Annotated in this window: 38 protein-coding genes; 3 read left to right on the top strand and 35 right to left on the bottom strand. The window is 54.6% G+C overall.

From position 1 onward, the window contains the following. Window positions 1-13: 13 nt before the first annotated feature. The 32 genes from rpsE to WGC32_RS08040 form a co-directional block, all read right to left on the bottom strand. Window positions 14-514, bottom strand: a complete 501-nt coding sequence (gene rpsE / locus WGC32_RS08195) for a 30S ribosomal protein S5 (RefSeq protein WP_191481389.1) — start codon at window positions 512-514, stop codon at window positions 14-16. Window positions 515-528: 14 nt separating this feature from the next. Beyond that, window positions 529-888, bottom strand: a complete 360-nt coding sequence (gene rplR / locus WGC32_RS08190) for a 50S ribosomal protein L18 (protein ID WP_191481388.1) — start codon at window positions 886-888, stop codon at window positions 529-531. A 19-nt stretch (window positions 889-907) separates the two neighbouring features. Then, window positions 908-1,453: a 50S ribosomal protein L6 gene (gene rplF / locus WGC32_RS08185; RefSeq protein WP_191481387.1), complete on the bottom strand. Its 546-nt coding sequence runs from the start codon at window positions 1,451-1,453 to the stop codon at window positions 908-910. A gap of 15 nt (window positions 1,454-1,468) precedes the next feature. Then, window positions 1,469-1,867 (bottom strand): 30S ribosomal protein S8, encoded by a 399-nt coding sequence (gene rpsH, locus WGC32_RS08180; RefSeq protein ID WP_191481386.1) that lies wholly within the window; start codon window positions 1,865-1,867, stop codon window positions 1,469-1,471. A 23-nt stretch (window positions 1,868-1,890) separates the two neighbouring features. Next, complete coding sequence (locus WGC32_RS08175; protein WP_191481385.1) at window positions 1,891-2,076, bottom strand: type Z 30S ribosomal protein S14; 186 nt, start codon at window positions 2,074-2,076, stop codon at window positions 1,891-1,893. A 12-nt stretch (window positions 2,077-2,088) separates the two neighbouring features. Continuing rightward, window positions 2,089-2,628 (bottom strand): 50S ribosomal protein L5, encoded by a 540-nt coding sequence (rplE, locus tag WGC32_RS08170; protein WP_191481384.1) that lies wholly within the window; start codon window positions 2,626-2,628, stop codon window positions 2,089-2,091. Between the two features lie 16 nt (window positions 2,629-2,644). Further along, the gene (gene rplX, locus WGC32_RS08165; RefSeq protein WP_224771523.1) at window positions 2,645-2,968 is read right to left on the bottom strand and encodes a 50S ribosomal protein L24; all 324 of its coding nucleotides are present in this window, start codon (window positions 2,966-2,968) and stop codon (window positions 2,645-2,647) included. Between the two features lie 15 nt (window positions 2,969-2,983). Then, window positions 2,984-3,352, bottom strand: coding sequence for a 50S ribosomal protein L14 (gene rplN, locus WGC32_RS08160; protein ID WP_191481383.1), 369 nt, complete (start codon window positions 3,350-3,352; stop codon window positions 2,984-2,986). Window positions 3,353-3,385: 33 nt separating this feature from the next. Beyond that, a complete protein-coding gene (rpsQ, locus tag WGC32_RS08155) occupies window positions 3,386-3,643 on the bottom strand; it encodes a 30S ribosomal protein S17 (protein ID WP_191481382.1) in 258 nt (85 codons plus the stop codon). A gap of 21 nt (window positions 3,644-3,664) precedes the next feature. Beyond that, the gene (gene rpmC / locus WGC32_RS08150) at window positions 3,665-3,859 is read right to left on the bottom strand and encodes a 50S ribosomal protein L29 (protein WP_191481381.1); all 195 of its coding nucleotides are present in this window, start codon (window positions 3,857-3,859) and stop codon (window positions 3,665-3,667) included. Next, window positions 3,859-4,281: a 50S ribosomal protein L16 gene (gene rplP, locus WGC32_RS08145; RefSeq protein WP_191481380.1), complete on the bottom strand. Its 423-nt coding sequence runs from the start codon at window positions 4,279-4,281 to the stop codon at window positions 3,859-3,861. The genes rpmC and rplP overlap by 1 nt, the downstream gene beginning before the upstream one ends. Further along, window positions 4,281-4,946, bottom strand: coding sequence for a 30S ribosomal protein S3 (gene rpsC, locus WGC32_RS08140; RefSeq protein WP_191481379.1), 666 nt, complete (start codon window positions 4,944-4,946; stop codon window positions 4,281-4,283). The genes rplP and rpsC overlap by 1 nt, the downstream gene beginning before the upstream one ends. 20 nt (window positions 4,947-4,966) lie before the next feature. Continuing rightward, complete coding sequence (gene rplV / locus WGC32_RS08135; RefSeq protein ID WP_191481378.1) at window positions 4,967-5,302, bottom strand: 50S ribosomal protein L22; 336 nt, start codon at window positions 5,300-5,302, stop codon at window positions 4,967-4,969. A 24-nt stretch (window positions 5,303-5,326) separates the two neighbouring features. Then, window positions 5,327-5,608: a 30S ribosomal protein S19 gene (gene rpsS, locus WGC32_RS08130; RefSeq protein ID WP_191509319.1), complete on the bottom strand. Its 282-nt coding sequence runs from the start codon at window positions 5,606-5,608 to the stop codon at window positions 5,327-5,329. Window positions 5,609-5,635: 27 nt separating this feature from the next. Next, window positions 5,636-6,466 carry a 50S ribosomal protein L2 gene (rplB, locus tag WGC32_RS08125; RefSeq protein ID WP_191481376.1) on the bottom strand — a complete coding sequence of 277 codons (831 nt, stop codon included), beginning with the start codon at window positions 6,464-6,466 and terminating at the stop codon, window positions 5,636-5,638. A 122-nt stretch (window positions 6,467-6,588) separates the two neighbouring features. Continuing rightward, window positions 6,589-6,882: a 50S ribosomal protein L23 gene (gene rplW, locus WGC32_RS08120; RefSeq protein ID WP_191481375.1), complete on the bottom strand. Its 294-nt coding sequence runs from the start codon at window positions 6,880-6,882 to the stop codon at window positions 6,589-6,591. After that, a complete protein-coding gene (gene rplD / locus WGC32_RS08115; RefSeq protein ID WP_191481374.1) occupies window positions 6,882-7,505 on the bottom strand; it encodes a 50S ribosomal protein L4 in 624 nt (207 codons plus the stop codon). The genes rplW and rplD overlap by 1 nt, the downstream gene beginning before the upstream one ends. 17 nt (window positions 7,506-7,522) lie before the next feature. Next, a complete protein-coding gene (rplC, locus tag WGC32_RS08110) occupies window positions 7,523-8,158 on the bottom strand; it encodes a 50S ribosomal protein L3 (protein WP_342681332.1) in 636 nt (211 codons plus the stop codon). A 68-nt stretch (window positions 8,159-8,226) separates the two neighbouring features. Continuing rightward, entirely contained in the window at window positions 8,227-8,544 is a 318-nt protein-coding gene (rpsJ, locus tag WGC32_RS08105; RefSeq protein ID WP_462933630.1) for a 30S ribosomal protein S10, read from the bottom strand. Between the two features lie 600 nt (window positions 8,545-9,144). Beyond that, entirely contained in the window at window positions 9,145-10,239 is a 1,095-nt protein-coding gene (locus WGC32_RS08100) for a glycerol dehydrogenase (protein ID WP_191481372.1), read from the bottom strand. A gap of 222 nt (window positions 10,240-10,461) precedes the next feature. Then, window positions 10,462-11,880, bottom strand: a complete 1,419-nt coding sequence (proS, locus tag WGC32_RS08095; RefSeq protein WP_462933629.1) for a proline--tRNA ligase — start codon at window positions 11,878-11,880, stop codon at window positions 10,462-10,464. 76 nt (window positions 11,881-11,956) lie between these two features. Further along, the gene (locus WGC32_RS08090) at window positions 11,957-12,103 is read right to left on the bottom strand and encodes an OadG-related small transporter subunit (protein ID WP_191481371.1); all 147 of its coding nucleotides are present in this window, start codon (window positions 12,101-12,103) and stop codon (window positions 11,957-11,959) included. A 31-nt stretch (window positions 12,104-12,134) separates the two neighbouring features. Then, window positions 12,135-13,274 carry a sodium ion-translocating decarboxylase subunit beta gene (locus WGC32_RS08085; protein ID WP_191481370.1) on the bottom strand — a complete coding sequence of 380 codons (1,140 nt, stop codon included), beginning with the start codon at window positions 13,272-13,274 and terminating at the stop codon, window positions 12,135-12,137. Window positions 13,275-13,464: 190 nt separating this feature from the next. Further along, window positions 13,465-13,698 (bottom strand): acyl carrier protein, encoded by a 234-nt coding sequence (gene acpP / locus WGC32_RS08080; protein WP_191481369.1) that lies wholly within the window; start codon window positions 13,696-13,698, stop codon window positions 13,465-13,467. 83 nt (window positions 13,699-13,781) lie between these two features. Continuing rightward, window positions 13,782-14,588, bottom strand: a complete 807-nt coding sequence (locus tag WGC32_RS08075; protein WP_191481368.1) for an acetyl-CoA carboxylase carboxyltransferase subunit alpha — start codon at window positions 14,586-14,588, stop codon at window positions 13,782-13,784. Beyond that, window positions 14,581-15,402: an acetyl-CoA carboxylase, carboxyltransferase subunit beta gene (gene accD / locus WGC32_RS08070; protein ID WP_342681353.1), complete on the bottom strand. Its 822-nt coding sequence runs from the start codon at window positions 15,400-15,402 to the stop codon at window positions 14,581-14,583. Before accD ends, WGC32_RS08075 begins: the two co-directional genes overlap by 8 nt. 102 nt (window positions 15,403-15,504) lie before the next feature. Then, window positions 15,505-16,860, bottom strand: a complete 1,356-nt coding sequence (locus tag WGC32_RS08065) for an acetyl-CoA carboxylase biotin carboxylase subunit (protein WP_342681330.1) — start codon at window positions 16,858-16,860, stop codon at window positions 15,505-15,507. Window positions 16,861-16,872: 12 nt separating this feature from the next. Continuing rightward, entirely contained in the window at window positions 16,873-17,331 is a 459-nt protein-coding gene (gene fabZ, locus WGC32_RS08060) for a 3-hydroxyacyl-ACP dehydratase FabZ (protein WP_462933627.1), read from the bottom strand. Between the two features lie 64 nt (window positions 17,332-17,395). After that, the gene (gene accB / locus WGC32_RS08055; RefSeq protein ID WP_342681329.1) at window positions 17,396-17,842 is read right to left on the bottom strand and encodes an acetyl-CoA carboxylase biotin carboxyl carrier protein; all 447 of its coding nucleotides are present in this window, start codon (window positions 17,840-17,842) and stop codon (window positions 17,396-17,398) included. Window positions 17,843-17,854: 12 nt separating this feature from the next. Then, window positions 17,855-19,114 (bottom strand): beta-ketoacyl-ACP synthase II, encoded by a 1,260-nt coding sequence (gene fabF, locus WGC32_RS08050; RefSeq protein ID WP_342681328.1) that lies wholly within the window; start codon window positions 19,112-19,114, stop codon window positions 17,855-17,857. Between the two features lie 98 nt (window positions 19,115-19,212). Further along, the gene (gene fabG, locus WGC32_RS08045; protein ID WP_342681327.1) at window positions 19,213-19,956 is read right to left on the bottom strand and encodes a 3-oxoacyl-[acyl-carrier-protein] reductase; all 744 of its coding nucleotides are present in this window, start codon (window positions 19,954-19,956) and stop codon (window positions 19,213-19,215) included. A gap of 48 nt (window positions 19,957-20,004) precedes the next feature. Further along, complete coding sequence (locus WGC32_RS08040) at window positions 20,005-20,994, bottom strand: 3-oxoacyl-ACP synthase III family protein (protein ID WP_342681326.1); 990 nt, start codon at window positions 20,992-20,994, stop codon at window positions 20,005-20,007. A 385-nt stretch (window positions 20,995-21,379) separates the two neighbouring features. Between WGC32_RS08040 and fabD the strand changes: the two genes are divergently transcribed. Genes fabD through WGC32_RS08025 form a run of 3 tightly spaced genes read left to right on the top strand, consistent with a single transcriptional unit; the run spans window position 21,380 to window position 23,767 of the window. After that, window positions 21,380-22,306 carry an ACP S-malonyltransferase gene (gene fabD / locus WGC32_RS08035; RefSeq protein ID WP_342681325.1) on the top strand — a complete coding sequence of 309 codons (927 nt, stop codon included), beginning with the start codon at window positions 21,380-21,382 and terminating at the stop codon, window positions 22,304-22,306. A gap of 19 nt (window positions 22,307-22,325) precedes the next feature. Then, complete coding sequence (locus WGC32_RS08030; protein WP_342681324.1) at window positions 22,326-23,210, top strand: shikimate dehydrogenase family protein; 885 nt, start codon at window positions 22,326-22,328, stop codon at window positions 23,208-23,210. A gap of 26 nt (window positions 23,211-23,236) precedes the next feature. Continuing rightward, on the top strand, window positions 23,237-23,767 hold the full coding sequence (locus WGC32_RS08025; protein WP_191509326.1) for a shikimate kinase: 531 nt from the start codon (window positions 23,237-23,239) through the stop codon (window positions 23,765-23,767). Between the two features lie 117 nt (window positions 23,768-23,884). Here the strand turns inward: WGC32_RS08025 and WGC32_RS08020 are convergent, their stop codons facing one another. From WGC32_RS08020 to WGC32_RS08010, 3 genes are all read right to left on the bottom strand, one after another. Further along, complete coding sequence (locus WGC32_RS08020) at window positions 23,885-24,016, bottom strand: hypothetical protein (RefSeq protein WP_342681323.1); 132 nt, start codon at window positions 24,014-24,016, stop codon at window positions 23,885-23,887. A 141-nt stretch (window positions 24,017-24,157) separates the two neighbouring features. Then, complete coding sequence (gene cofE, locus WGC32_RS08015; protein WP_342681322.1) at window positions 24,158-24,910, bottom strand: coenzyme F420-0:L-glutamate ligase; 753 nt, start codon at window positions 24,908-24,910, stop codon at window positions 24,158-24,160. After that, window positions 24,907-25,467: an ECF transporter S component gene (locus WGC32_RS08010; RefSeq protein WP_342681321.1), complete on the bottom strand. Its 561-nt coding sequence runs from the start codon at window positions 25,465-25,467 to the stop codon at window positions 24,907-24,909. The genes cofE and WGC32_RS08010 overlap by 4 nt, the downstream gene beginning before the upstream one ends. Between the last annotated feature and the right edge of the window lie 8 nt (window positions 25,468-25,475).

Below are 25,475 nucleotides of genomic sequence, written 5' to 3'. Positions count from 1 at the left end.
GTAATCCCCTCCCTTAACCTAAGATTTCTTTGACAGTCTTGCCCCGGATTGCTGCGACTTGCTCTGCGTCGCGCAGGGAGGCCAGACCGTTCATGGTCGCGCTCACCACGTTGCAGGGGTTATTGGAGCGCAGGCATTTTGTACGGATATCACGGATACCGGCGGTCTCAAGGACTGCACGGACCGCGCCGCCAGCGATTACACCGGTACCAGGGGCAGCCGGTTTCATCAGAACGCGGCCGGCGCCGAATACGCCGATGATCTCGTGAGGAATGGTTGTGCCTTTCAGGGAAACTTTGATGAGGTTCTTTTTAGCGTCCTCGATTCCCTTACGAATTGCATCCGGGACCTCGGAAGCTTTGCCAATGCCAAAGCCTACGATGCCGTTGCCGTCTCCGACTACTACCAGGGCGGCGAATTTGAAAATACGGCCGCCTTTTACGGTTTTGGATACACGGTTGATGGATACAACTCTTTCAGTGAGTTCAAGTGTAGATCCGTCGATTCTAGCCAAAAGTATCCTCCTCCCTAGAATTTCAGTCCGCTCTCGCGAGCGCCGTCGGCCAGCTCTTTGATGCGGCCGTGATAAATATATCCGCTGCGGTCAAACACCACTTCGGTAATGCCGGCTTCCATGGCTTTTTTGCCGATGGTCATGCCGACCTTTTTAGCAGCCTCTTTGTTACCGCCAAAACCTTCAAAATCTTTGTCCATAGAAGATGCGGAAACCAAGGTGACTCCCTTCACATCATCAATAATCTGGGCGTAGATGTGTTTTGCGGAGCGGAATACGTTGAGGCGCGGACGCTGCGCGGTGCCGCTGATCTTAGCGCGCACTCTGCGATGTCTTAAAAGCCTTGCTTTGTTGCTGTCAGGCTTTGTCACCATAGCTTTTTCACTCCTTTAATTACTTCTTGCCCTTACCGGCCTTGCCTTCCTTGCGGATGATCACTTCGTCAACGTACTTGATGCCCTTGCCCTTATAGGGTTCCGGCGGACGTTTCTCGCGGATCTCTGCGGCAAACTGTCCAACCTGCTGTTTGTCAGCGCCGTGGACAATGACTTTGTTGGGGGCAGGTACTTCGATGGTGATGCCATCGATCTCAGGCACGATGACCTGATGGGAGTAACCCAGTGTCAAAACCAGGTTTTTACCCTGTTTTGCAGCACGGTAACCAACACCGTTGATCTCCAGCTCTTTGCTGAAGCCGGCAGTGACACCCTGTACCATGTTGGCGATCAGGGTCCGGGTCAGACCGTGCAGGCTCTTGTGCATTTTATCTTCGGAAGGACGGGAGACGATAATCTCATTGCCTTCCAGCGCAATCCCGATTTCAGGATGGAAGGTCATGTCAAGAGCGCCTTTGGGGCCTTTGACAACAACCTCGTGTCCGTTGACCTTTACATCAACGCCTGCGGGAATTTCAATTGGTTTTCTTCCGATACGAGACATTCCCTGTGCACCTCCTTACCAAATAAATGCAAGGACTTCGCCGCCGACATTTTCCTTGCGGGCCTGTCTGTCGGTCATAACGCCCTTGGATGTGGAGAGAATCGCGATGCCGAGGCCCTTCATCACCTTGGGCATATCCTCGCAGCTGGTGTAGATGCGCAGGCCGGGTTTGGATACCCTACGCAGGCCAGTGATGACCTGTGATTTATTCTCACCGTATTTTAAGGTAATACGGATAATCCCTTGCTTACCATCGTCGATGACCTGGAAGCCTTTGATATATCCCTCGTCCACAAGAATCTGCGTGATCGCTTTCTTCATGTTGGAAGCGGGGACATCCACCGTGTCGTGTTTTGCTGAGTTAGCGTTTCTGATGCGTGTCAGCAAATCGGCAATTGTATCGGTGATCTGCATGCCGTCAACCTCCTTTGCTCTTTTTACCAGCTGGCCTTCTTCACGCCCGGGATCTGGCCTTTGTAGGCGAGCTCCCTAAAGCAGATACGGCAAATGCCGAACTTGCGAAGATAGGCGTGTGGCCTGCCGCAGATTTTGCATCTGTTGTATGCTCTTGTGGAGAACTTGGGAGTTCTCTGCTGTTTTGCAATCATGGATTTCTTTGCCACAAATCTTCCCCCTTACTTCGCGAACGGGGCGCCCATGAGAGTCAGCAGCTCCCGGGCTTCCTCGTCGGTTTTCGCGGTGGTGACAAAGCAGATGTCCATGCCGCGAACCTTATCAATTTTATCGTACTCGATTTCAGGGAACAGAAGCTGCTCCTTAAGTCCCATGGAGTAGTTGCCGCGTCCGTCGAAGGAGTTGGCGTTGATGCCTCTGAAGTCTCTAACGCGCGGCAGCGCAACGTTAAAGAGGCGATCCAGGAACTCATACATCCGGTCGGAGCGCAGGGTGACCTTTGCGCCGATGTCCATGCCTTCACGGAGCTTGAAGTTAGCAACCGATTTCTTTGCCTTGCAGACGACGGGCCGCTGGCCGGTGATCGTGGAAAGGTCGGAAATGATTGCCTCGATGACCTTGTGGTTGTCGCGGGCTTCGCCGCAGCCAACGTTGATGACGATCTTTTCAAGCTTCGGGATCTGCATGACGCTCTGGTAGCCGAACTTTTTCATCAAAGCCGGAGCTACTTCTTTCACATAGAAGTCTTTCATTCTAGCCATGTTGTTTCCTCCTCACTTAAAAAGTCTCGCCGCATTTTTCGTTTTTGCACATACGAACCTTGCTCCCGTCAGCCAGGATCTTGTGGCCGATGCGGGTGGGTTTGCCGCAGCGCGGGCAAACCAGCTGTACCTTGCTGGCATACATGGCGCCTTCCGCCTTGACAATGCCGCCGGGCTCGCCCATTCTGCGAGGTTTCACATGTTTGGTGACCATGTTGATGCCCTCGACAATGACCTTCTGCTCAGCGGGGCTGACAGCCAGAACCTTGCCTTTTTTGCCCTTGTCCTTGCCGGACAGAACAATGACGGTATCGCCCTTTTTGACATGAATTTTATTCATTCCAGAGCACCTCCATTAAAGCACCTCAGGGGCGAGGCTTAATATCTTGAGGTAATCCTTATCGCGGAGTTCCCTCGCCACCGGGCCAAAAATACGTGTGCCCCTCGGGTTTTTGTCTTCTCTTATAATAACGGCTGCGTTTTCGTCGAAACGAATGTAAGAACCGTCGTCGCGGCGCAGGCCCTTCGCAGAGCGAACGATGACCGCTTTGACCACTTCACCTTTTTTGACAACGCCGCCGGGTGCAGCTTTTTTAACCGAAGCTACAACTACATCGCCAATGTTGGCGTATCTTCTGCGGGTGCCTCCCAGCACACGGATGCACATCAGTTCCTTTGCACCGGTGTTGTCGGCAACCTTCAGATAGGTCTGCATCTGTATCACAGAGCGTTCCTCCTTTCGGCTTTGACAGTTTGACTATTTCGCTTTCTCGATGATGGTAGTAACCCTCCATCTTTTATCCTTGGAAATGGGGCGGGTCTCCATCACCTGCACCTTGTCGCCGATGCCGCAGGCATTGTCTGCGTCGTGGGCTTTCAGCTTCACCGTGCGTTTGATGATCTTTTTATAAAGGGGGTGTTTTACGTTGTCTTTAATGGCGACGACAACAGTTTTGTCCATCTTATTGCTGACAACAGTGCCGACCCTCGTTTTTCTGAGGTTTCTCTCGCTCACAGTTTCATCCTCCCTTCCGTGTTACTGCACGCTCTCTTTTTCGCGGATGATGGTCTTAATCCGGGCGATGTCTTTTTTCACCGCTTTGATCCGCATGGGGTTATCCAGCTGATTGATGGCGTGCTGGAACCGGAGGTTGAAAAGCTCAGCTTTGAGGTCCGCCAGCTTTGCATTCAGCTCGGACTGGGTCATATCACGAATCTCTGTCGCTTTCATTACTTCTCCGCCTCCTTCTCCTTGGTGATAAATTTGCACTTCAGCGGGAGCTTGTGAGCTGCAAGTCTCATAGCTTCCCTTGCAACGTCTTCACTGACGCCGCCCATCTCGAACATAACGCGGCCGGGTTTTACAACGGCAACCCAGTACTCAGGGCTACCTTTACCGGAACCCATTCGGGTCTCAGCCGGTTTCTCGGTAACGGGCTTATCGGGGAAAATTTTGATCCATACCTGACCGCCACGTTTGATGTAACGGGTCATAGCGATACGAGCCGCCTCAATCTGCTGGGAGGTAACCCAGGAGGGCTCCAGAGCCTGCAGACCGTACTCACCGTTGGAAACAGTGTTGCCCCGCATAGCTTTGCCCTTCAGACGTCCTCTGTGGACACGGCGGTATTTAACTCTCTTCGGTAGAAGCATTATTTTCTGCCTCCTTCCCTCTGAGGCTTTCTAACTTCCTGCAGTACCTCTCCGGCGTAGATCCAAACCTTGACGCCGATTTTGCCATAGGTGGTGTTTGCCTCAGCAAATCCATAGTCGATGTCTGCGCGCAGGGTCTGCAGCGGGATGGTGCCCTCGTGATAATGCTCGGTACGGGCGATCTCCGCGCCGCCCAGACGGCCGGACACGCAGGTCTTAATGCCTTTTGCTCCCAACTTCATGGCGCGGCCGATGGCTTGTTTCATGGCGCGTCTGAAGGAGATTCTGCGCTCCAGCTGGGATGCGATGGACTCGGCCACCAGCTGTGCGTTTTTATCGGGTTGTTTTACCTCAACGATGTTGAGGAAAACAGGTTTTCCAATGAGTGCCTCGCAGTTTTTGCGGAGCTTCTCGATCTCTGTGCCGCCTCTGCCGATCACCATACCGGGTTTGGCGCAGTGGATGTTGATTCTGATTCTCTTGGCATCGCGCTCGATCTCGATGCGGGGGACGCCGGCAGCATACAAAGTCTTTTTAAGGAACTTACGCAGCTTATAATCCTCAACGAGGATATCGCCGAAAGCATCGTCCTTAGCAAACCAGCGGGAATCCCAATCTTTGATTACGCCCACTCTGAGACCATGTGGGTTAACTTTCTGGCCCATAGTTTACCTCCTCTTTCAGCTTATTCCTTTTCTCTCAGAACCAGGGTCATGTGCGAAGTTCTTTTCTTGATGCTAAATGCACGGCCCTGTGCTCTCGGCCGGATCCTTTTCAGGGTCGGTCCCGGTGTAACAAAACACTCGGCAACAAACAGGTTGTTTCTATCCATGTTGTTGTTATTCTCCGCGTTTGCCACGGCCGATTTCAGGAGCTTCTGAAGAGGCTCACATGCAGCCTTCGGTGTATACTTGAGTATCGCCATCGCCTCGTCCACCGGCTTGTTCCGGATCAGGTCAAGCACAATCTGGACTTTGCGGGGCGCAATACGGGCATATCTAAGGTAAGCCCTCGCTTCCATAGGTAATCCTCCTTCCGGCCTTCTTTACTTTCCGGTATTCGATTTCTTGGAGCCTGCGTGGCCTTTGAAGGTTCTGGTGGGGGCAAACTCACCGAGTTTGTGACCGACCATATCTTCGGTAATATACACAGGCACATGTTTGCGTCCATCGTGGACAGCAAAGGTGTGTCCGACGAATTCGGGGAATATTGTAGATGCGCGGCTCCAGGTCTTGAGGACCTTCTTCTCGCCGGCCTCGTTCATAGCGACGACTCTCTTATACAGTGCTTCCTGTACGAAAGGGCCTTTTTTTACGCTTCTACCCATTGATCATCTGCCTCCTTTCATGTCGCTCTATTTAGCGTTGCGACGTTTCACAATGAACTTGTCGGAGCGGTGATGTTTCGCTCTTGTCTTGTAGCCCAGTGCAGGTTTGCCCCACGGGGTTACAGGGCCCGGACGGCCAACGGGGGATTTACCTTCACCACCACCGTGGGGGTGATCGCAGGGGTTCATAACAGAACCGCGGACGGTAGGTCTCCAACCCATGTGGCGTTTGCGGCCGGCTTTACCGATGTTGACGTTCTCGTGGTCAACGTTGCCGACCTGGCCGATGGTGGCCATGCAGGTGACAGGAACATTGCGAAGCTCGCCGGAGGGCAGTCTGATCAGCGCGTAGCCGTTTTCTTTTGCCATGAGCTGTGCCAGAATACCGGCGGCACGGGCAAGCTGTGCGCCTTTGCCGGGATACATCTCCACGTTGTGGATGAAGGTACCCACGGGGATGTTGGTCATGGGAAGGGCATTGCCCGGTTTAATATCAGCATCAGGACCGGTGGCAATGGTGTCGCCCACCTTCAGGCCTACCGGAGCGATGATGTAGCGTTTCTCGCCGTCCTCATACTGCACCAGGGCAATATGTGCGGAACGGTTGGGGTCGTATTCCAGGGTGAGAACGTTGGCCTTGCCGACCTTGTCTCTCTTGAAATCGATGATGCGGTATTTTCTGCGATTGCCGCCGCCACGGTGACGAACGGTAATTCTACCTGTATTGTTGCGGCCGGAATTGCTCTTCATGGTTTCCAGAAGGCTCTTCTCCGGAGCAACCTTGCTCAGCCCGCTGAAGTCGGTGGTGGTCATGCCACGGTGACCGGCTGTGGTCGGGTTGTAAGTCTTGATCGCCATTCGGTTTCACTCTCCTCATAAATTCTGTTTCGCGGAAGATTCCGCTGACAAGAACTTGGTTTAGCGGGATTTATGAGTATCCCATACAAGTCCCTAGCAATCGGCTGTCTATTCCGTAGGGACTACACCATGCTCTCGAAGAACTCGATGCCTTTGGAGTCTTCTTTGAGAGTAACGATGGCCTTCTTCCAGTTGGGCTTGTAGCCGACGTTTCTGCCCATCCGTTTTTTTCTGCCTCTGACGTTCATGGTGTTCACTTTTGCAACCTTCACACCGAACAGTTCTTCAACGGCCTGGCCGATTTCGATTTTGTTGGCGTCGGTAGCTACTTTAAACGTGTATTTTTTCATGCCGATGGCCTCCATGGAAGCCTCGGTGATGATGGGGCGGATAATGATGTCCTGAGCGGCCTTCATTATGCATACACCTCCTCGATCTTTGCCACGGCGTCCTTGACAACGATGAATTTATCGTAGTTAAGGATGTCGTATACGTTCAGGGTGTTAACCAAGGCGGTCTTGACGCCGGGGATGTTTCTCGCGCTCATGACAACTGTGTTGTCAACTTCCGGCATAACGATGAGTGCCTTGCGGTCAGCTCCCAGAGCTTTGAGCATTTCCACAATGCTCTTTGTCTTGATCTGATCCAGCTTCAGGGCGTCGAGAACAACGATCTCGCCAGCCTGCGCTTTGCTGGAAAATGCGGATTTCATGGCCAGTCTCTTGACCTTCTTGTTCAGGCTGTAGCTGTAATCCCGAGGTTTGGGACCCAGAGCGATTCCGCCGTGTCTCCACTGAGGAGCCCGGATGGAACCCTGTCTTGCGTGGCCGGTGCCTTTCTGTCTCCAGGGTTTGCGGCCGCCGCCTGCAACCTCAGTACGGGTCTTGGTGGACTGTGTACCCTGGCGCTGGTTGGCCAGGTAATTTACGACAGCGTCGTGCATCACAGATGTGTTGGGGGTGATCCCGAAGATCGCATCGGAAAGCTCGATCTCGCCAACATTTTTTCCAGCCATGTCAAATACGGTAACTTTTGGCATCGTGCTTCCTCCTTCCCTTAAGCCTTCTTCACGCTGTCAGTGATAAAGACGATCCCGTTCTTGGGGCCCGGGATTGCACCTTTCAGCGCGATCAGGTTGTTTTCTGCATCTACCTTTACTACCTCCAGGTTCTGGACAGTAACGGTCTCAGTACCCAAATGGCCCGGCAGCTTCTTGCCTTTGAAAACCCTGGACGGGTCGCTGCACACGCCCATGGAACCAGCGTGACGGTGCACAGGTCCGGAACCGTGGGTCTCTTTCAGTCTGGCGTTGTTCCAGCGCTTGATGGTACCGGCATAGCCTTTACCTTTGCTGGTGCCGCAAACGTCGACCTTATCACCCAGCTCGAATTTGTCGGCTTTGATGATGTCGCCTACGTTCAGCTCGTCACAGTTGTCCAGGCGGAACTCTTTGAGGGTTCTCTTCACCGGAGCGTCGGCCTTTGCGAAGTGGCCGGCGATGGGCTTGTTCACGTTTTTGGAACGGATATCCCCAAAGCCGATCTGTACAGCTTGGTAACCGTCATTGTCCACAGTTTTCTTCTGGACAACAACGCAGGGGCCCGCTTCCACAACGGTGACCGGGATGACTTTTCCCTTTTCGTCAAAAAGCTGGGTCATGCCAATCTTTTTGCCTACGATGCATTTTTGCATACTCTACTTACCTCCTATGGTTATTGGTTGACTCCCGATGGGGGCCAACTTGACCTGACCGGGTGGGATTAAAGCTTGACTTCGATATCCACGCCGGCAGGAAGCTCAAGACCTAACAAAGCCTCAACAGTCTTTTTGGACGGCTTAATTATGTCGATGAGTCTTTTGTGGGTTCTCATCTCAAACTGCTCGCGGCTGTCTTTGTCCTTGTGGACAGCGCGCAGGATGGTGATGACCTCTTTCTCGGTGGGAAGGGGGATCGGACCGGAAATCTTGTCGTTCTCTCTCTTCGCGATTGCAACGATCTTTTCAGCCGCTGCGTCGATCAGCTTGGGGTCATAACTCTTCAGTCTGATTCTGATGTTTTCTTTGACTGCCACTACCATCGCCTCCTCATAATTTCGCTTGTGCGGGGCAACGATCAAAAAACTGAACACCGAGCCGTGTGTTCCGTGCTCGACCATTTAAAAAACCGGTTAAACTGTGGGGAAACCACACGTCTAGCCGGGACATCAGGCATGTTACAGCCTTACGAGAGCGCCAAAAATCGCGGAAAGACGCAATCTTCCCAAGATTTTTCGCGGTTTCAGTATTTTTTGTCGCCCGGTTTTAAATCGGACATACTCGGCGGAAATTCCCTGCTTCCAAGAGCAGCAACCTCCCGCTTCATCGCATATCTAGTGCAGTCGTGCTTAAATATAATACTATAAAAATGGCTTAAATGCAAGCTTTTTTTACTATTTTACAAGGAAATTCCCGAGGAAATGCAACTTTGTTGCTTTGCCCATTTTTTACAATAATTTTTCGTCAAATTTAGATAAAATCCCAAAGTTTTTTTGCGGCATGGGATCTGCCTGCGGGCAGTTCACGGGCTTAGGTTATATCTAAAACGCGGCGCGATAACCCCTTTGTCAGGCGGCGTGTCGTTGGGGACGAAAAAGAAAAAAGCGGCAGAACGAAAGTCCTGCCACTTTTTATGCTTTTTATTAATCCTTGAAATAGCGTCCGATGGCGTCCGCTGCAATCATGGCCGCGCACACCTTTTCGGGGGTAACCTCCAAGGGCATGTTCCGCAGGGTGTCCCCTTCGGCGCTGGCCAGGGTGGCAGCTTCCATAAGTTTTTCCTTATCCACCTTCTTAATGCCCATCTCCGCGAAGGTGACAGGCAGGCCAACCTCAATGCAGAAGGAAACCACTTCTTCGATTTCCTCCTCCGGCGCATTCTCCAGCACCAGCTGGGTCAATGTGCCGAAAGCCACCTTCTCGCCGTGATAGAGGTGATGGCATTCCTTGATGCAGGTCAGTCCGTTGTGGATGGCATGGGCGCCGGCCAGGCCGCCGCTCTCAAAGCCGATACCGCTGAGATAGGTGTTGGCCTCAATGATCCTCTCCACCGCTTCGGTGCAGACGCCGGCCTCCACAGCGATTTTCGCCTTGACGCCTTCGGTCATCAGGGTGTCGTAGCAGAGCTTAGCCAGGGCCATGGCGGCGCTGGTCACCTTGCCTCCGGCGCAGGTATCGCTGCGGCTGGCCTTGGTGGCTCTCGCCTCAAAATAGGTGGCCAGGGCATCGCCCATGCCGGAAACCAGCAGGCGGGCAGGCGCTGCCGCCACAATCGCGCTATCCACCAGCACCAGGTTGGGGTTGGCGGGAAGGAACAGGTATCTTTCAAAGACGCCGTCGTCAGAGTAGATCACCGACAGGGCCGAGCAGGGCGCGTCGGTGGAAGCAATGGTGGGGCAGACCACAACCGGGCATTTCTCATAATAAGCCACAGCCTTGGCAGTATCCAGGATCTTGCCGCCGCCAATGCCGATGACGCAGTCGCATTTTTTCTCAGCAACGACTTTGCGCAGGCGGTTGATCTCATTTTCGGAGCATTCGCCGCCAAAGGTCTCAAAGGCATAGGCAATGCCGGTATCCGCAAAGCTGCTCTCCACCAGACTGCCGAGGCGCTTCATGCCGCCGGCGCTGATGAGGATCAGCACAGATGTGCCCAGGCTCTTGACATAGCCGCTCAAATTAGAGAGCTCTCCCTGGCCCTGGACATATTTGTTGGGGCTGATAATGATGTTTGCCATGGTGTTCCTCCACCTTTCGTCATTTTTATTTTCTGTATTTTACCGCGCGCCTCCCGGCGGGGAAGACGCGCCCTAGGTCTCGTTTGAAACTTTGCCGCGTCTCACGCGAATACGTTGCGGTCGACACATCAGCGCGACTCGGCTGCGGGCACTGCCCGCCCGCGTCACACGCAATTACGTTGCGATTGACCCCACAGCGCGAATTCCTCCCCGGGCGGGGGCTTAATAGGCTTTGCCCCAGTAGACCATCGCCTTGGCAGGCTTGCCGCAGCAGACGCAGGTATCGGAGAGATGCTCCTGCTCAAAGGGCATGCAGCGGGAAGAAACCCCTGCCACCTCTTTGAGTTTTTCCTCGCAGGCCTGGTCGCCGCACCACATAGCCTTAATAAAGCCCGGCTTGGTCTCGGCAATTTCCTTGAGCTGTTCCAGGGTTGTGGCCTCGTAGGTTTTTTCCTCCCGGTTTTTCCGGGCTCTCTCATACATGCCGTCGTGAACCATCTGAAGCAGCTCGGGGACTTTGGTCTCCAGCTCATCCAGGGAGACAAAATATTTTTCCCGGTTATCCCGGCGAACCAGGACACACTGGTTTTTCTCAATATCCTTAGGACCGATCTCCAAGCGGAGGGGTACTCCCTTCATCTCGTACTGGGCAAACTTCCAGCCGGGAGAGTTGTCGCTGAGATCGATTTTGGCCCGGCAGAACTTCTGCAGCCTTGCCAGCACCTCGTTGGCCTTATCGGTGACGCCCTCCTTATGCATGGCAATGGGGACGATGACCACTTGGGTCGGAGCCACCGCCGGCGGCAGCACCAGGCCGTTATCGTCGCCGTGGGTCATGATGATGGCGCCGATGAGCCGGGTAGAGACGCCCCAGGAAGTCTGATGAGGATGCTGCAGGGTGTTATCCCGACCGGTGAAGGTGACGTCAAAGGCTTTTGCAAATCCGTCGCCGAAATAATGGGAGGTACCGCTCTGCAGCGCCTTGCCATCGTGCATCATGGCCTCGATGGTATAGGTTGCCTCCGCGCCGGCGAATTTCTCTTTGTCAGTCTTGCGGCCTTTGATCACCGGGATCGCCAGGTCGTTCTCGCAGGTCTCAGCGTAGATGCCCAGCATCCGCTGGGTTTCTTCCATGGCTTCCTCCGCGGTCTCATGCATGGTATGGCCCTCCTGCCAGAGGAATTCTACGTTGCGCAGGAAGGGGCGGGAAGTCTTCTCCCACCGGACCACCGAGCACCACTGATTGTAAAGCATGGGCAGATCCCGGTAGGATTTGATCACATGGGCATAGTGGTCACAGAAGAGGGTTTCAGAGGTGGGCCGGACACACAGCCGCTCGGTGAGTTTTTCGTTGCCGCCATGGGTCACCCAGGCCACTTCAGGGGCAAAGCCCTCCACGTGATCCTTCTCCCTCTGGAGCAGGCTTTCTGGGATAAACATTGGCATATAGACATTCTCATGTCCCGTTGCCTTGAACTTGGCGTCGAAAATCTTCTGAATGTTCTCCCACAGGGCATAGCCGTAGGGGCGGAAAATCATGCAGCCCCGGACGCTGGAATAATCCACCAGATCCGCCTTGATGACCACATCGGTGTACCATTTGGCAAAGTCCACATCCATGGGGGTAATGGCCTCTACCATTTTCTTCTGATCTGCCACGTTTTTCAAACCTTTCTCTTGCCGGACCCCGGCGTTTTCTCAATGGAGTTTTCTCCGTTTATTTTTCTTCTTTTTCCTTGTTTCCGGTCACTTTGGTCAGCACCAGCACCACCAGGTAGATCAAGACAATGACCACAAAGATACCCAGCATCCCCTGGCCCATGAGCTGGAGGGTCTGCATTAATGCGTGCATATCCACGTTCATATTCATTCTCCTTTTCTACATTACAGGATGATTAACCCAGCATTCCCGGCACCAGGCCCAGGATGATACCGCCAGCAACTACCGAAGCAATCTGTCCGGAAACGTTAGCGCCTACGGCATGCATGAGCAGGTGGTTCTGATTATCCTCTTTGAGGGCCAGCTTCTGCACTACACGGGCGGACATGGGGAAAGCGGAGATACCGGCGCCTCCCACCATGGGATTGATCTTGTTTTTCAGGAACAGGTTCAGGATCTTGGCGAAGAGTACGCCGCCGATGGTGTCGAAGATAAACGCTACCAGACCCAGTACCATGATCAGCAGGGTGGTGGGGGAGACAAACTGCTCCGCCTTCATGCTGGAAGCGATGGTGATACCCAGCAGCAGGGTGACCAAGTTGGCCAGTTCTTTCTGGGCGGTCTGGCTCAGGGAGTCCAGACGTCCGCACTCGCGGATCAGGTTGCCGAACATGAGGAAGCCCACCAGGGAAACCGACGAAGGCGCGACCAGGCCGGCGATGATGGTCACCAGGATGGGGAAGAGGATACGGGTGGTCCGGGATACGTTTTTGGGATTATAAGGCATCCGGATGGCCCGCTCTTTTTTAGTGGTGACAAGTTTAATGGCAAAGGGCTGTATAATGGGCACTAACGCCATATATGAGTAGGCGGCCACTGCGATGGGGCCGATATAGTTGGATTTAAGCACCTGGGAAACCAGGATGGAGGTGGGGCCGTCCGCCGCACCGATGATGCCGATGGCCGCCGCATCCTTCAGGCCAAAGCCGAAGACTACCGCCACGGTAATGGTAAGGAAGATACCAAACTGGGCTGCCGCTCCAAAAAGGAACATCTTGGGGTTGGAAAGCAGAGGGCCAAAGTCGATCATAGCGCCAATGCCGATAAACAGCAGCAGCGGCATGGCTTCCGAGGCCTCAATACCCACATTGAAAAGCCAGTCGATAATTCCATTGACTTCGCCAATGCCTTCCATAGTCTGGTTGATCGCACCGCTTAGGGGAAGGTTAACGAGAATTGCGCCAAAGCCCATGGGCAGGAGCAGCGCTGGTTCATAGTCTTTTTTGATGGCCAAATAGATCAACAACGCGCCGATGACCCACATGACCACCTGTTGCCAAGTGATGGACATGATGCCGTCAATGAGAAAATCCAATCCTTACAACTCCTTTTTAATAAAGTCCATTTTTAATTTGTCCTGTCATTTTAACTAACAGGGTCAACATTCATTATTATAGGGGAATTTGACCTATTTTTCAATATGATTCGACTCGAAAATTCATAATCTTCCCGTGATAAAAGAAGGCCGCCGCACTGATCCAGTGCGGCGGCTCGTAATCCAGGTTTTACGCTTCTACTTTCGACTCAATGTACTTGACAATGTCGCCGACAGTTTTAATGTTCTCAACTTCCTCGTCGGGGAATTCCAGATCGAATTCTTCCTCAATGCTCATGACCAGGTCGACAACATCCAAAGAATCTGCTCCCAAATCATCAGTGATGCTGGCGTCCAGGGTAACCTGCTCCTCCTCTACATCCAGCTGATCGCAAAGAATTTCTCTGACTTTCTCCAGTACCATGCCTTGTTCCTCCTTGAAAAACTTTCTTTTGTTTTTTCATTATTTAAAGGTGATCTATCACCGGTTAAACCTATTTCTATGCGTTATTCCTCGGAAAATTCACCAATTTTCCTAAATTTATGGTAACGGTTCTCTAAAAGCTCCTCCACCGAAGTTTCCTGGAGCGCTCCCACAGTGGTGAGCAGATAGTCCCGGATGGTGTGGGCCATCAGCTTGGGCTGCTTGTGGGCGCCTCCCATGGGCTCCGCCAGGATATCGTCACACACGCCGAATTCCTTTAGGTCCTCCGCCGTCATCCTGAGCACCTGGGCTGCTTCCTTCTCCCGGCTGGCATCCTTCCACAGGATACTGGCACATCCCCGGGGGGAAATGACCGAGTAAACTGCGTTTTCCAGCATGGCAAGCCGGTCGCAAACTCCAAGACCCAAGGCTCCGCCGCTGCCGCCTTCCCCTAAAACGATGGAAACCACAGGGGTTTTCAGCCCCATCATTTCAAAGAGATTTTTGGCGATGGCCTCGCCCTGTCCCCGCTCTTCCGCCTCTATGCCGCAGAAAGCGCCGGGGGTGTCGATAAAGCAGATAATCGGACGATGGAATTTCTCCGCCTGCCGCATCAGCCGCAGGGCTTTGCGGTATCCCTCGGGATGGGCCATGGCGAAGTTGGCCCTCTTGTTTTCTTCAATGGTTTTCCCCTTGAGCTGGCCGACCACCGTCACCGGAGTTCCGCCCAGGGTGGCAATGCCTCCTATAATGGCACCATCATCGCCGTAATAACGGTCTCCATGCAGTTCGATGAACTCCTCAAAGACCAAGGGGATATAGTCGCGGAGGGTCGGACGCTCCTTATTGCGGATGAGCTCAATGCGCTCCCAGGTTGTCAGCTTATTCATTGGCACCACCTGTCCTTCCGCTGTGCAGCCTGAGCAGATCTGCCAGTGTCTTTCTCATATCCCGGCGCTCCACAATTTTGTCTACAAAACCATGGCTTTCCAGAAATTCCGCCGACTGGAAATCGTCTGGCAGCCGTTGTTTGATGGTGCCCTCAATGACCCGGCGGCCGGCAAAGCCCACCAGCACCTTTGGTTCTGCCAGGATAATGTCTCCCAGCATGGCAAAGCTGGCGGTGACCCCTCCGGTGGTGGGATCGGTGAGCACCGTGATGTAAAGCAGTCCCGCGTCGCTGTGGCGGGCACAGGCTCCGGAAGTTTTGGCCATCTGCATCAGGGAAAGGATCCCCTCCTGCATCCGGGCGCCTCCCGAAGAGGCGAAGATGACGATGGGAAGGCGTTTTTCGGTGGCCCTTTCAAAGGCGCGGGTTATTTTCTCCCCTACCACCGAGCCCATGGAAGCCATCATAAAGCGGGAATCCATCACCGCGATGACACATGGCTCCCCCATGATCTCGCACTCGCCGGTGACCACAGCATCGGACAGCCCCGTCTTTTCCTGCAGCTCCCGGATTTTCTCCTCATAGCCGGGAAAGTCGATGGGGTTTTTGCTTTTCATAAGGGTATCATATTCTTTAAACGTCTGGTTGTCAACAGTCAATTCCAGTCTTTCTCTGGAGGAGAGCCTGGCATGATAGCCGCAGTTCTTGCAGACCTTGTTCTCGGCCTCAAATTCCTCCATCAGCACCACCTGCTGGCAGCGGGGGCACTTAAAGAGAAGGTCGCTGGGGATGTGGATTTTCTTAGCCTTGACCATCGGCTGTTCATCTATGTCCAGCCGTGTCTTGACCTTCTGGAAGAGATCTTCCCACAAAACAGCTCCGCCTCCTTTATGGATAGGGGATCACTCCCCTCCCGTCTAACGATGGGTAAAGTTCTTTCTGTCTAAAAATCCGATATCAAAGTTGCCCGCCTCAAAGTCCGGGTCTTTCACCAAGTTTAACTGAAACTCAATATTGGTGTCAACGCCCTCCACCAAAAATTCAGCCAGGGCCCAACGCATTTTGAGGATGGCTTCCTTGCGGGTGGGGGCATAGACGATCAGTTTCGCAATCATAGAATCGTAGTACGGGGTTATAGTATAACCCTGATAGATGGCGCTGTCAATACGCACGCCGGGGCCTCCCGGCATATGCAGCGCCTGGATGGTGCCCGGGCAGGGGCGAAATCCCTGGGCCGGATTCTCCGCGTTAATGCGGCACTCGATGGCGTGTCCCTTGAGGGCGATGTCCTTCTGGGTATAGGGAAGTTTGTGCCCGGCGGCAATGAGAATCTGCCGGCGGACAATATCCACCCCTGAGACAAGCTCGGTGACCGGATGCTCCACCTGAACCCGGGTGTTCATCTCCATGAAGTAGAAGTTGCCTTTGGCGTCCACCAAAAATTCAATAGTCCCTGCATTTTCATAGCCGCAGGCTTTTGCCGCGGCACAGGCCGCCTGGCCCATCTTCTCCCGCAGTTCTCCGGTCATAAAGGGGGCCGGGGAGGGAGACTCCTCCAGCACCTTCTGGTTGCGGCGCTGCATGGAGCAGTCCCGCTCTCCCAGATGGACCACATTTCCGAACCGGTCGGCCAGGATCTGCACCTCAATATGCCGGGGGCCTTCGATAAACTTTTCAATATAGACCTGATCGTTGGCGAAGAAGCTGAGGGCCTCCTGTTTGGCGGCCACAAAAGCCGATTCCAGCTCCCCTTCGTCGCCTACATACCGGATGCCCCGGCCGCCCCCGCCGGCGCTGGCCTTGACCATAATCGGATAGCCGATCTCCGACGCGATCCGCCGGGCGTCCTCCAGTGTCTCCACCACTCCGTCGGAGCCGGGAACCACCGGCACGCCGGCTTTCTTCATGGTCTCCTTGGCGGTGGATTTATCCCCCATCATCTCGATGGATTCGGGCCTGGGCCCGATAAATTTCACGCCGCATTTCTCGCACATCCGGGCAAACCCTGCGTTTTCCGAAAGAAAGCCAAAGCCGGGATGCAGTGCCTCCGCGCCGGTGATCTCACAGGCGGAGAGGATGGCGGCAACGTTGTTATAGCTGTCCCGGGTGGCGGCAGGGCCGATGCAGATGGCCTCGTCGGCGATCTGGGCGTGGAGGGCGTCCCGATCCGGCTCGGAAAAGACCGCCACCGTCCGGATACCCAGCTCCCGGCAGGCCCGGATGATCCGCACCGCGATTTCTCCCCGGTTGGCAATGAGTACTTTACTGAACATAAGCGCCTCCCGCTATTCTTTCTGCTCTGCGGCCTTGGGGCCGATGGCAAAGGTCAGCTCCGCTGTCACCGCACGCTTTCCATTCACGGTAGCGGTGGCTTTTCCCACCCCGATGGAGCCTCTGAGCTTGATGACCTCCACCTCCAAGAGGATGGTATCCCCCGGCAGGATCTGCTTGCGGAACCGGGCCTTGTCGATGCCGGCGAAAAAGGCCACATGGCCTTTGTACTGCTCTAAAGAGAGGACGCAGACCGCGCCGGCCTGGGCCAGCATCTCCACCGTCAGCACCCCCGGCTGTACCGGCATCCCAGGAAAATGCCCTTTAAACCAGAATTCATCCTCCTTGAGGGTCTTTCTGGCTACCACACGCTCCCCTGGGGTCAACTCCAATATATCGTCAATGAGCAGGAAGGGGTCCCGATGGGGGATAATCTCCTTGATCTGCTCCTGTGTCATGAGCACTTCTTCCATGTTTTTGTCTCCTTCCGCCCCCATGGGGCCAATATTTCCCGACGCGGATATATCGCCGCTTTGGCTATTCGATGACCAAAATGGGCTGGCCGTATTCCACCGGCTGGGCGTTGTCCACCAGGATCTGGGTCACGATACCGTCTACATCGCTGGGCACCTCGTTCATCAGCTTCATGGATTCGATGATAAAGAGGGTATCCCCCTTTTTCACCTTGCTGCCCACGCTGACATAGGGGGGCTTTTCCGGGGCGGGAGAGTGGTAGAAGGTGCCCACAATGGGGGATTTGACCACATGGCCCTTGATTTCCTCCTTTTCCGGAGCAGGGGCCGCGCTGCTGGGGGCCGCGGCTGCCGGAGCAGCTGCTGCCTGGGCCGCCGGCACCTGGATCACCTCGGTTTTGGGGCCCTCGATCACCACCTTCATCCCCTCGGATTCAATTTCCAGCCGGGTCAGTTTGTTTTTCGCCACCCGGTCCATTAAGCTTTTGATGTTATCTACGTTCAGTTCCATTAGTTCCTCCTGTCAAGCTCTCTCGTCTTCGAACTTCTTCAGGCACAAGGTGGCGTTCTGGCCGCCAAAGCCCAGAGAATTGGTGATGGCATATTCGATGTCCGCCTTGCGGGCGCCTTCGGTGATATAATCCAGGTCGCACTCCTCGTCAGGCACCTTGTACCCTACGGTGGGGGGCAAAACGCCGTCCCGCAGAGCCAGGCAGGTGATGGCAGCCTCAATGGCCCCCGCCGCGCCCAGCATATGTCCGGTCATGGACTTGGTGGAGGAGATGGGCACCTGAGCCGCCCGCTCCCCAAAGACCTTTTTCACCGCGTTTGTCTCGTATTTATCGTTGATGGGGGTAGAGGTGCCGTGGGCGTTAATGTAACCCACGTCCTCTGTGGTAATCCCCGCCTCCCCGATGGAAAGCTCCATGGCCTTGATGGCGCCGGCGCCCTCTGGATCGGGGCTGGTAATGTGATAAGCGTCTGCCGTGGCGCCGTAGCCTACGATCTCGCCGTAGATTTTGGCGCTTCTGGCCCTGGCGTGCTCCAATTCCTCTAAAATGAGCATTACCGAGCCCTCGCCCATAATAAAGCCGTCCCGCTCCTTGTCAAAGGGGATGGAGGCCCGGGCCTTATCCTGGCTCTTGGAGAGGGCGCCCATGTTGTTGAAGCCGGAAGCGGCGAATTTGGTGATGGTGGCTTCGGCGCCGCCGGCCACCGCCACATCCAGATAGCCGTATTTGATCTTGCGGAAGGCCTCGCCAATGGCGTGGTTGGCCGAGGAGCAGGCGGTGACCGCTGTAAAGTTATCGCCCTTGAAGCCATGCTGCATGGCGATCATACCGCAGCCCATATTGGAGATCATCATGGGGATAAAGAAGGGGGAAACCCGGTTGTATCCTTTCTCCAGAGCTTTGATATGCTCCTCCTCCAAGGTGTTGATGCCGCCGATACCGCTGCCCAGAATGACGCCCACCCGGAAGGGATCCTCCTCTTTGAATTCGGTGCCGGCGTCGGTGAGGGCCAGGTTGGCCGCCGCGCAGGCGAACTGGCAGTACCGGTCCATCCGGCGGGCCTCTTTCTTGGCAATGCCGTAATCTACGGCCTGGAAGTCCTTGACCTCCGCCGCCAGCTTGATGTCAAAATCGCTGGTGTCAAAGTGGGTGATTTCATCAATGCCGCAGACGCCGGCCTTGATATTCTTCCACATGGCGTCTACGCCGATCCCCACTGGGGTCACGGCGCCAATGCCGGTAATCACTACTCTTTTCATCTGATTTTCCATGCCTTTCCATCCCTTGCGGGCCAACTTTGCCCGCCGCTGGCCTTCTCCCAGCAGGTCAAAATGTAAAAATTATATCTTATTATACTATTTGTATTTAATTACATAGCCAATCCGCCGGATACCACCAGGGTCTGGCCGGTGATATAAGAAGCATCGGGGCCGGCCAGGAAGGATACCACAGCCGCTACCTCTTCCACCTTGCCAAACCGGCGCAGGGCGATGGCGTGGAGGGCTTCCTCCTTGACCTTGTCGGGGAGGACGGCGGTCATCTGGGTGTCGATGAATCCGGGAGCCACCGCATTGACGGTGATGTTCCGGCTGCCCAGCTCCTTGGCGGCGGTCATGGTCATGCCGATGATGCCGGCCTTGGAAGCGCTGTAGTTAAACTGTCCGGCGTTGCCGTAAACTCCCGCCACCGAAGAGATGTTGATGATCCGGCCGCTTCTCTGGCGCATCATCAGGGCCCCGGCGTGGCGGGTCATGTTAAAGACGCTCTTCATATTCACATTGATGACCGCGTCATACTGCTCCTCGCTCATCCGAACCAGCAGCCCATCCTTGGTGATGCCGGCGTTGTTGACCAGCACATCCAGGCTGCCGAAGCGGGCGGCCACCTTCTTGACCATTTCGCCGCATCCGGCGAAATCGGTGACATCACAGATAAAGCAGTCGGCGTCCACGCCAAATTCCCGGCACTTGGCCGCTGTCTCTTTCCCGCCGTTTTCATATTCCGCTTCACCCCGGCAATTCACCGCGATGTTGAATCCATCCTGGGCCAGGCGCAGGGCGATGCAGGCGCCAATACCCTGAGAAGCTCCCGTAATCAATGCTGTCTTTGCCAAAATAAACACTCCTTCATCCTTATAACTTATGGTATAAACAAATATAAATTATACGTCAAATATAATAGCGCCGTAGGTCAGCCCCGCGCCAAAGCCCACCAAACAAACCCGGCTGCCCTGGGGCATCCGGCCAAGCCGTCTGGCCTCTTCACAGGCCAGGGGGATGCTGGCGGAGGAGGTGTTGGCGTATTTATCCAGATTGCAGAACACCTTCTCCATAGGGATATGGAGTTTCTGAGCCGCGGTTTTGATGATCCGGATGTTGGCCTGATGGGGGATGAGCAGATCGATGGACTCGGTGGGGATCCCTGCCTTTTCCGCCGCTTTTTCCACCGCATGGGGCATCACCCGGGTGGCAAATTTATAGACCTCCCGGCCATCCATATAGACAAACCCATCGGGCCAATCAGGATAGCCCTCCGGAAGGGAGGCCGGATCGTTTTGCATAAACACAGTTTTCAGCTCCGGTTTTTTCGCGAAGAGGAGGTGGGCCCCGGTGCCATCGGCCCCCATATAAGAGGTATAAAGGGTATCCGCTTCCTCCAGCAGATAGGCCGCCGCCCCGTCGCCAAAGAGGACACAGGTGGAACGGTCCTCATAGTTGCAGATCTGGGACAGTCGTTCGGCGCAGATGACCAAAACCTTTTTCACATCGCCGGTGGCCAGATACCGCCGGGCCATATCAATGGCGTAAACACATCCGGCGCAGGCGCAGTTGAGGTCGATGGCCATGCACTCCTGGATGCCCAGCATCCCCTGGGCGATGCAGGCCATGGAGGGGGTGTAAAAATCCGCCGTCACCGAACTAAAAAGGATCAAATCCACCTCCTGAGGGTCGATACCGGCGTCTTCCAATGCCTTCCGCGCCGCTTTGACGCCCATATCCACCGTCAATTCCCCGTCGGCCACATGCCGGGTCTTGATTCCCGAGCGGGTGGTAATCCATTCGTCAGAAGTGTCCAAAAAAGAGGTGAAGGCTTCGTTATCCACCGTCAGGGGTGGGACATAACTCCCCATACCCAAAATCCGAATTCCCATTGCGTTTCCAATCCCCGCGGCCGCACGCGGTTGCAAGTTTTTCTCCAAACGGAAGCTGTCCACGAGCTATATTTGACAAGCTCCCCGCAAATTTTGTTAACTTTTTCGTGATCCCTTGATTTTCCAGGGGTTTATTGGTATATTGATTCTGTAGGCCTCCCGTCCATTTTTCAGGGAGGACTTTTCTATGGTAGGATGCGGCGCCAAAGGAGCCGGTATAAACTTCCATTTTTTTAAAAAAATATAATAGCCGTTACATTTTATTATGATAGTGGCTGACAGCGGATTTGTCAATCGGCTTTTTGTGAAATACTTCCCAAAAGACGAATTTTTCTCATTCTGAAGGGCTTTTTACCCGTAAAACACTGCAAAGGAGACCATCGCCATGACGAAAGTAGCCTATCTTTTCTCCGGACAGGGGTCACAATATCCCGGTATGGGCAAGGAATTTTACGACAATTTCCCGGCTGTGCGCCAGATTTATGAGTGCGCCGGGGACATTCTGGGCCGGGATATCGCCGCCGTATCCTTCGGCGAGGACGAGGCCCAGCTGCAAAAAACCATCAATGCCCAGCCGGCCATCTTTGCCCTAAGCCTAGCCTGCTATACCCTTTGCAAGGAGCATCTGCCTCCCGCCATCGCCATGGCTGGACACTCCCTGGGAGAGTATGCCGCCCTTTGTGCCGACGGCGTTATGACCATGGAGGACGGTTTTCGGGTCATCGGCGCCCGGGCTGCCGCCATGGAGAAGGCGGGAGAGCGTCATCCCGGCGGCATGTATGCCATTATCGGCTGCGAACCGGCCACCATTGCCCAGGTCTGTGAGGAGACGGGGGGCTATGTCCTCCCCGTCAACTATAACAGCCCTGTCCAGACGGTCATCGCCGGGGAGCTGGACGCCGTCCAAAAGGCCGCGGAAACCTTCACCCAGATGGGGCATCGGGCCATTAAATTGGGGGTCTCCGCCGCTTTCCATTCCAAGCTCATGGAGGAAGCCGCCCAGGAGCTGAAGGAGGCTGTTTCCGGCATCTCCTTTGCTGAGCCTGCAGTCCCCTTCTTCTCCAATGTGACCGGCGACCAGAATGCCGACCTTTCCGACATGCCTTCCTATTTCTATCGGCATATGATCTCCCCCGTCCGCTTTACAGACGAGCTGACCCACATGCGGGAGGCCGGACCCAGTGTCTTTGTGGAGCTGGGGCCGGGGAAGGTGCTCACCGGTTTGGTCAAGAAAACCCTCAAAGGCATGCCTGTCATGTACATTGAGAATATGAAAACCCTTGGGAAAGTGGTCGAGTCCCTTTCCCTGTAATAAAGATGAGGCGAATGTCATGAAACCTTCCTCAAAACGGCGAGCCTTTGCCCTGACCGGTTATCCCTTGGGACACACCATGTCCCCGCCCCTCCACCAGCGGCTGTTTGAAATGGCCGGCCGGGAGGGGGAATATCAGGTGCTGGAAATCCCACCGGAGGAACTTTCCTCCCGGGTGGAGGAGCTGTTGGCACTGGACGGCTTTAACGTCACTATTCCCCATAAATTGGGGATTATTCCCTATTTGGATGAACTCTCTGACAGCGCCCGGCGCTATGGCGCTGTCAATACTGTCAAGTGCGGAGAAAAATCCATCGGTTACAACACCGATGTGGACGGTTTTGTCCGGGCGCTGGCCGAAGCCGGTGTGGAATTAAAAAACAAGCGGGTCCTCGTCTTAGGAGCCGGCGGCGCCGGCCGGATGATGGCCATTGAATCCTGCCTCGGCGGCTGCGATGTGGTGGTGGCCATCCGGATGAGCAGTGTGCCCCGGGCCGAGGCCCTGGCGGCAGACATCCGCGCGCTGCGTCCCGACGCAAAGATCCGAATCTGTCTAATGGATGAAATCCTCCCCCTGATCGGTGAGGAGGGGGGCTTTGATCTGCTGTGCAACGCCACTCCGGTGGGTATGTATCCCAAAACCGACGCCATGCCTGCCCAGGAGGAGGTCATCAAAGCCTGCGGCTGTGTCTTTGACGCCATCTACAACCCTGGGAGGACCCGCCTTCTGGAGGTGGCCCAGCGCCATGGCATCCCCACGGTAGGCGGCATGTCCATGCTGGTGTGGCAGGCGGTGGCCGCCCACGAAATCTGGGACGGGGATCGGTATGACCCCGGCGACATCCAAAAGCTGACGGAAGAAATGTCCCAACTTGTCTCGCTGCAGTTTGGCGGCGGAAAATAAGGGCCTTTGGCCAAAGGAGCGAAATCATGTCCCGCAATATTGTCTTATGTGGATTTATGGGCAGCGGCAAGACCACCATCGGCAAGATGCTGGCCCAGCATCTTCTTTATACCTTCGTAGACACCGACGATGTCATTGAAGCGACGACCGGTATGACAGTTCCCCAGATCTTTGAAATCCATGGGGAGGAACACTACCGGGATCTGGAACACAACGCGGTTAAGGAGCTGGCTTCCCGGAAAAAAAGCCATGTCATCGCCACCGGCGGCGGGGTAATGACCTTACAGCGGAATGTGGATGTATTCCGGGCCCATGGGGATAAAATCATCTTTCTGGATATCCCCTTCGAGGTATGCTATAAGCGGATCAAGGATTCGGACCGCCCGCTGGTGCGAAACAACACAAAGGAAGCTTTGCATGAGATTTACCACGCCCGCCGGGATCTCTACCTGGCGGCCTGCGACCAGCGGATTACCGGTCTGGATTCCCAGGCCATTGTCCGGGAAATTATCCAAGGGATCCATTCGTCCTATACCCCGGAAAGCGAACGATACTAAACAAAAACCGTGTATCCCTTGTGGGGATACACGGTTTCTTCTTTCTCATTTTCGCACAAACGCGCCCGGAACCGGTGACACGGTTCCGGGGACATGTCCGAAATAAGGCTTACAGGATTAATCCAAGTTCCTGGAAAGCAGCTTGACGCAGGCGATAGCGCTGAGCACCATGGCCGCGCAGCCCGCGGCCACCAGGGATAAGGCGACAATGGCGTTCCAAAGGGCCGCGTTTTTTCCTTTTTCATTCATGGAAACGTCCTCCCTTTTTCATTATGATTATGGTTAGTGTAGCACGTTTTATTCCCACTTGCAACGGTAAAGGCGGGAAGATCGCTGTCCTAATGAAAAGGCAGCCGCTGAGCGGCTGCCTTTTCATTAGGTAATCACACTTTAAGTAAAGAGTTCTCTTTCCGGTAAACGGAAAATTTCCTTCGCCCCTTTTTCCGACGGGGGATAGGCATAGCCCTGGATGAGCACAGCAGGTCGGGATTCATCCCCCTGGCCCATGAGCAGGGTGGCCGCGGAGCAAAGCTCGTCGGCAATGGCTTCCTCCGAGGACTGCATCACATAGCCATCCCGGTCGGTAGCTCCCCGATAGCTGTGGATGGGGGCGATTCCGTAGCATCCAACACAGACGCCGATGGCCCCTTCCCGGAAGGAGCGTCCATGGGTATCCGCCACAATCACCGCTACCCTCTTCCCAGTCAAGGAAAAAATACCATCAGAAATTCTCTTGGCACTCTGGTCTGGGTCGCGGGGCAAGGCAACGACCAAATCCTCCCCGCCGGCATTGGAATGATCCACCGCGGCATTGGCGCAGATAAACCCCAGCTTATGCCGGGTGATGATGACCCCAGGCCTCGCCTTCACTACTTCGGAGGATTCTTCCAGCACCACCTGCAAAATCCGTGGATCCTTTCCTGTCATTTGCGCGTAACGCAGCGCCTCAGGGGAAGGGGTCACCTGGGATAGGGAATAAACCCTTCCCTCTGCTTTAGAGATAATCTTATGGGCCAGAACCAGAATATCGCCGCTTTGTATCTCTCCCACCGTGTGAAGAGCGGCAGTAAGGATCTGGGGCAGGTCATCCCCGGCATGAATCGGAGGGATTCCCTCCGGGGCAAGCATCCGTATTCCCCTCATACCCGATCCCTCGCATGGAGCAGATTTGGTACCCGTTTGAGAACCACCTGATAAATCACGACCGTACCAAAAGAGTTGATCGCCGCCTTGATGAGGTTAAAGGGGATCAGGGCATAGGGCATCATCTGCACTACCTTTTCTGTCCCGTAGCCAAATTGAAGGGGCAGGATGACACAGTTGACCGGCACCATGGCAATGGTCCGGGCAATAGAGCCAATAATACAGGCGATAATCAGCCCCTTGCAGTCTGGCTTCTTCTGGTAAATCCAGCCTACCACAAAGACAAACACCGAGGTAATCAGGCAATCGCTTAAGGGTCCAAAAATTCCTTTGGCCCGGAACATAAAATAAAGGATATCCTTGATAAGATTGGTCATGACGCCGGCAACCGGGCCAAAGGTCACTGAAGCCACCAGGGCGGGAATTTCACTGGGCTCAAAGCGGAGAAATTGGGCCCCTGGAATCAGCGGTACCGAAAAGATAGACATGAGCAGGAAGGCAAGGGCCCCCAAAAGTCCCACGTAGGTAATTCGTTTGGTATTGACTTTCTGTTTCATCCCAGTTT

It is taken from the genome of Zongyangia acetica, from assembly GCF_038739695.1.
Lineage (GTDB): Bacteria > Bacillota > Clostridia > Oscillospirales > Ruminococcaceae > Zongyangia > Zongyangia gallinarum.
The sequence above is the reverse complement of the archived record's forward strand: the minus strand, read 5'-3'. Positions and strand labels throughout refer to the sequence as shown.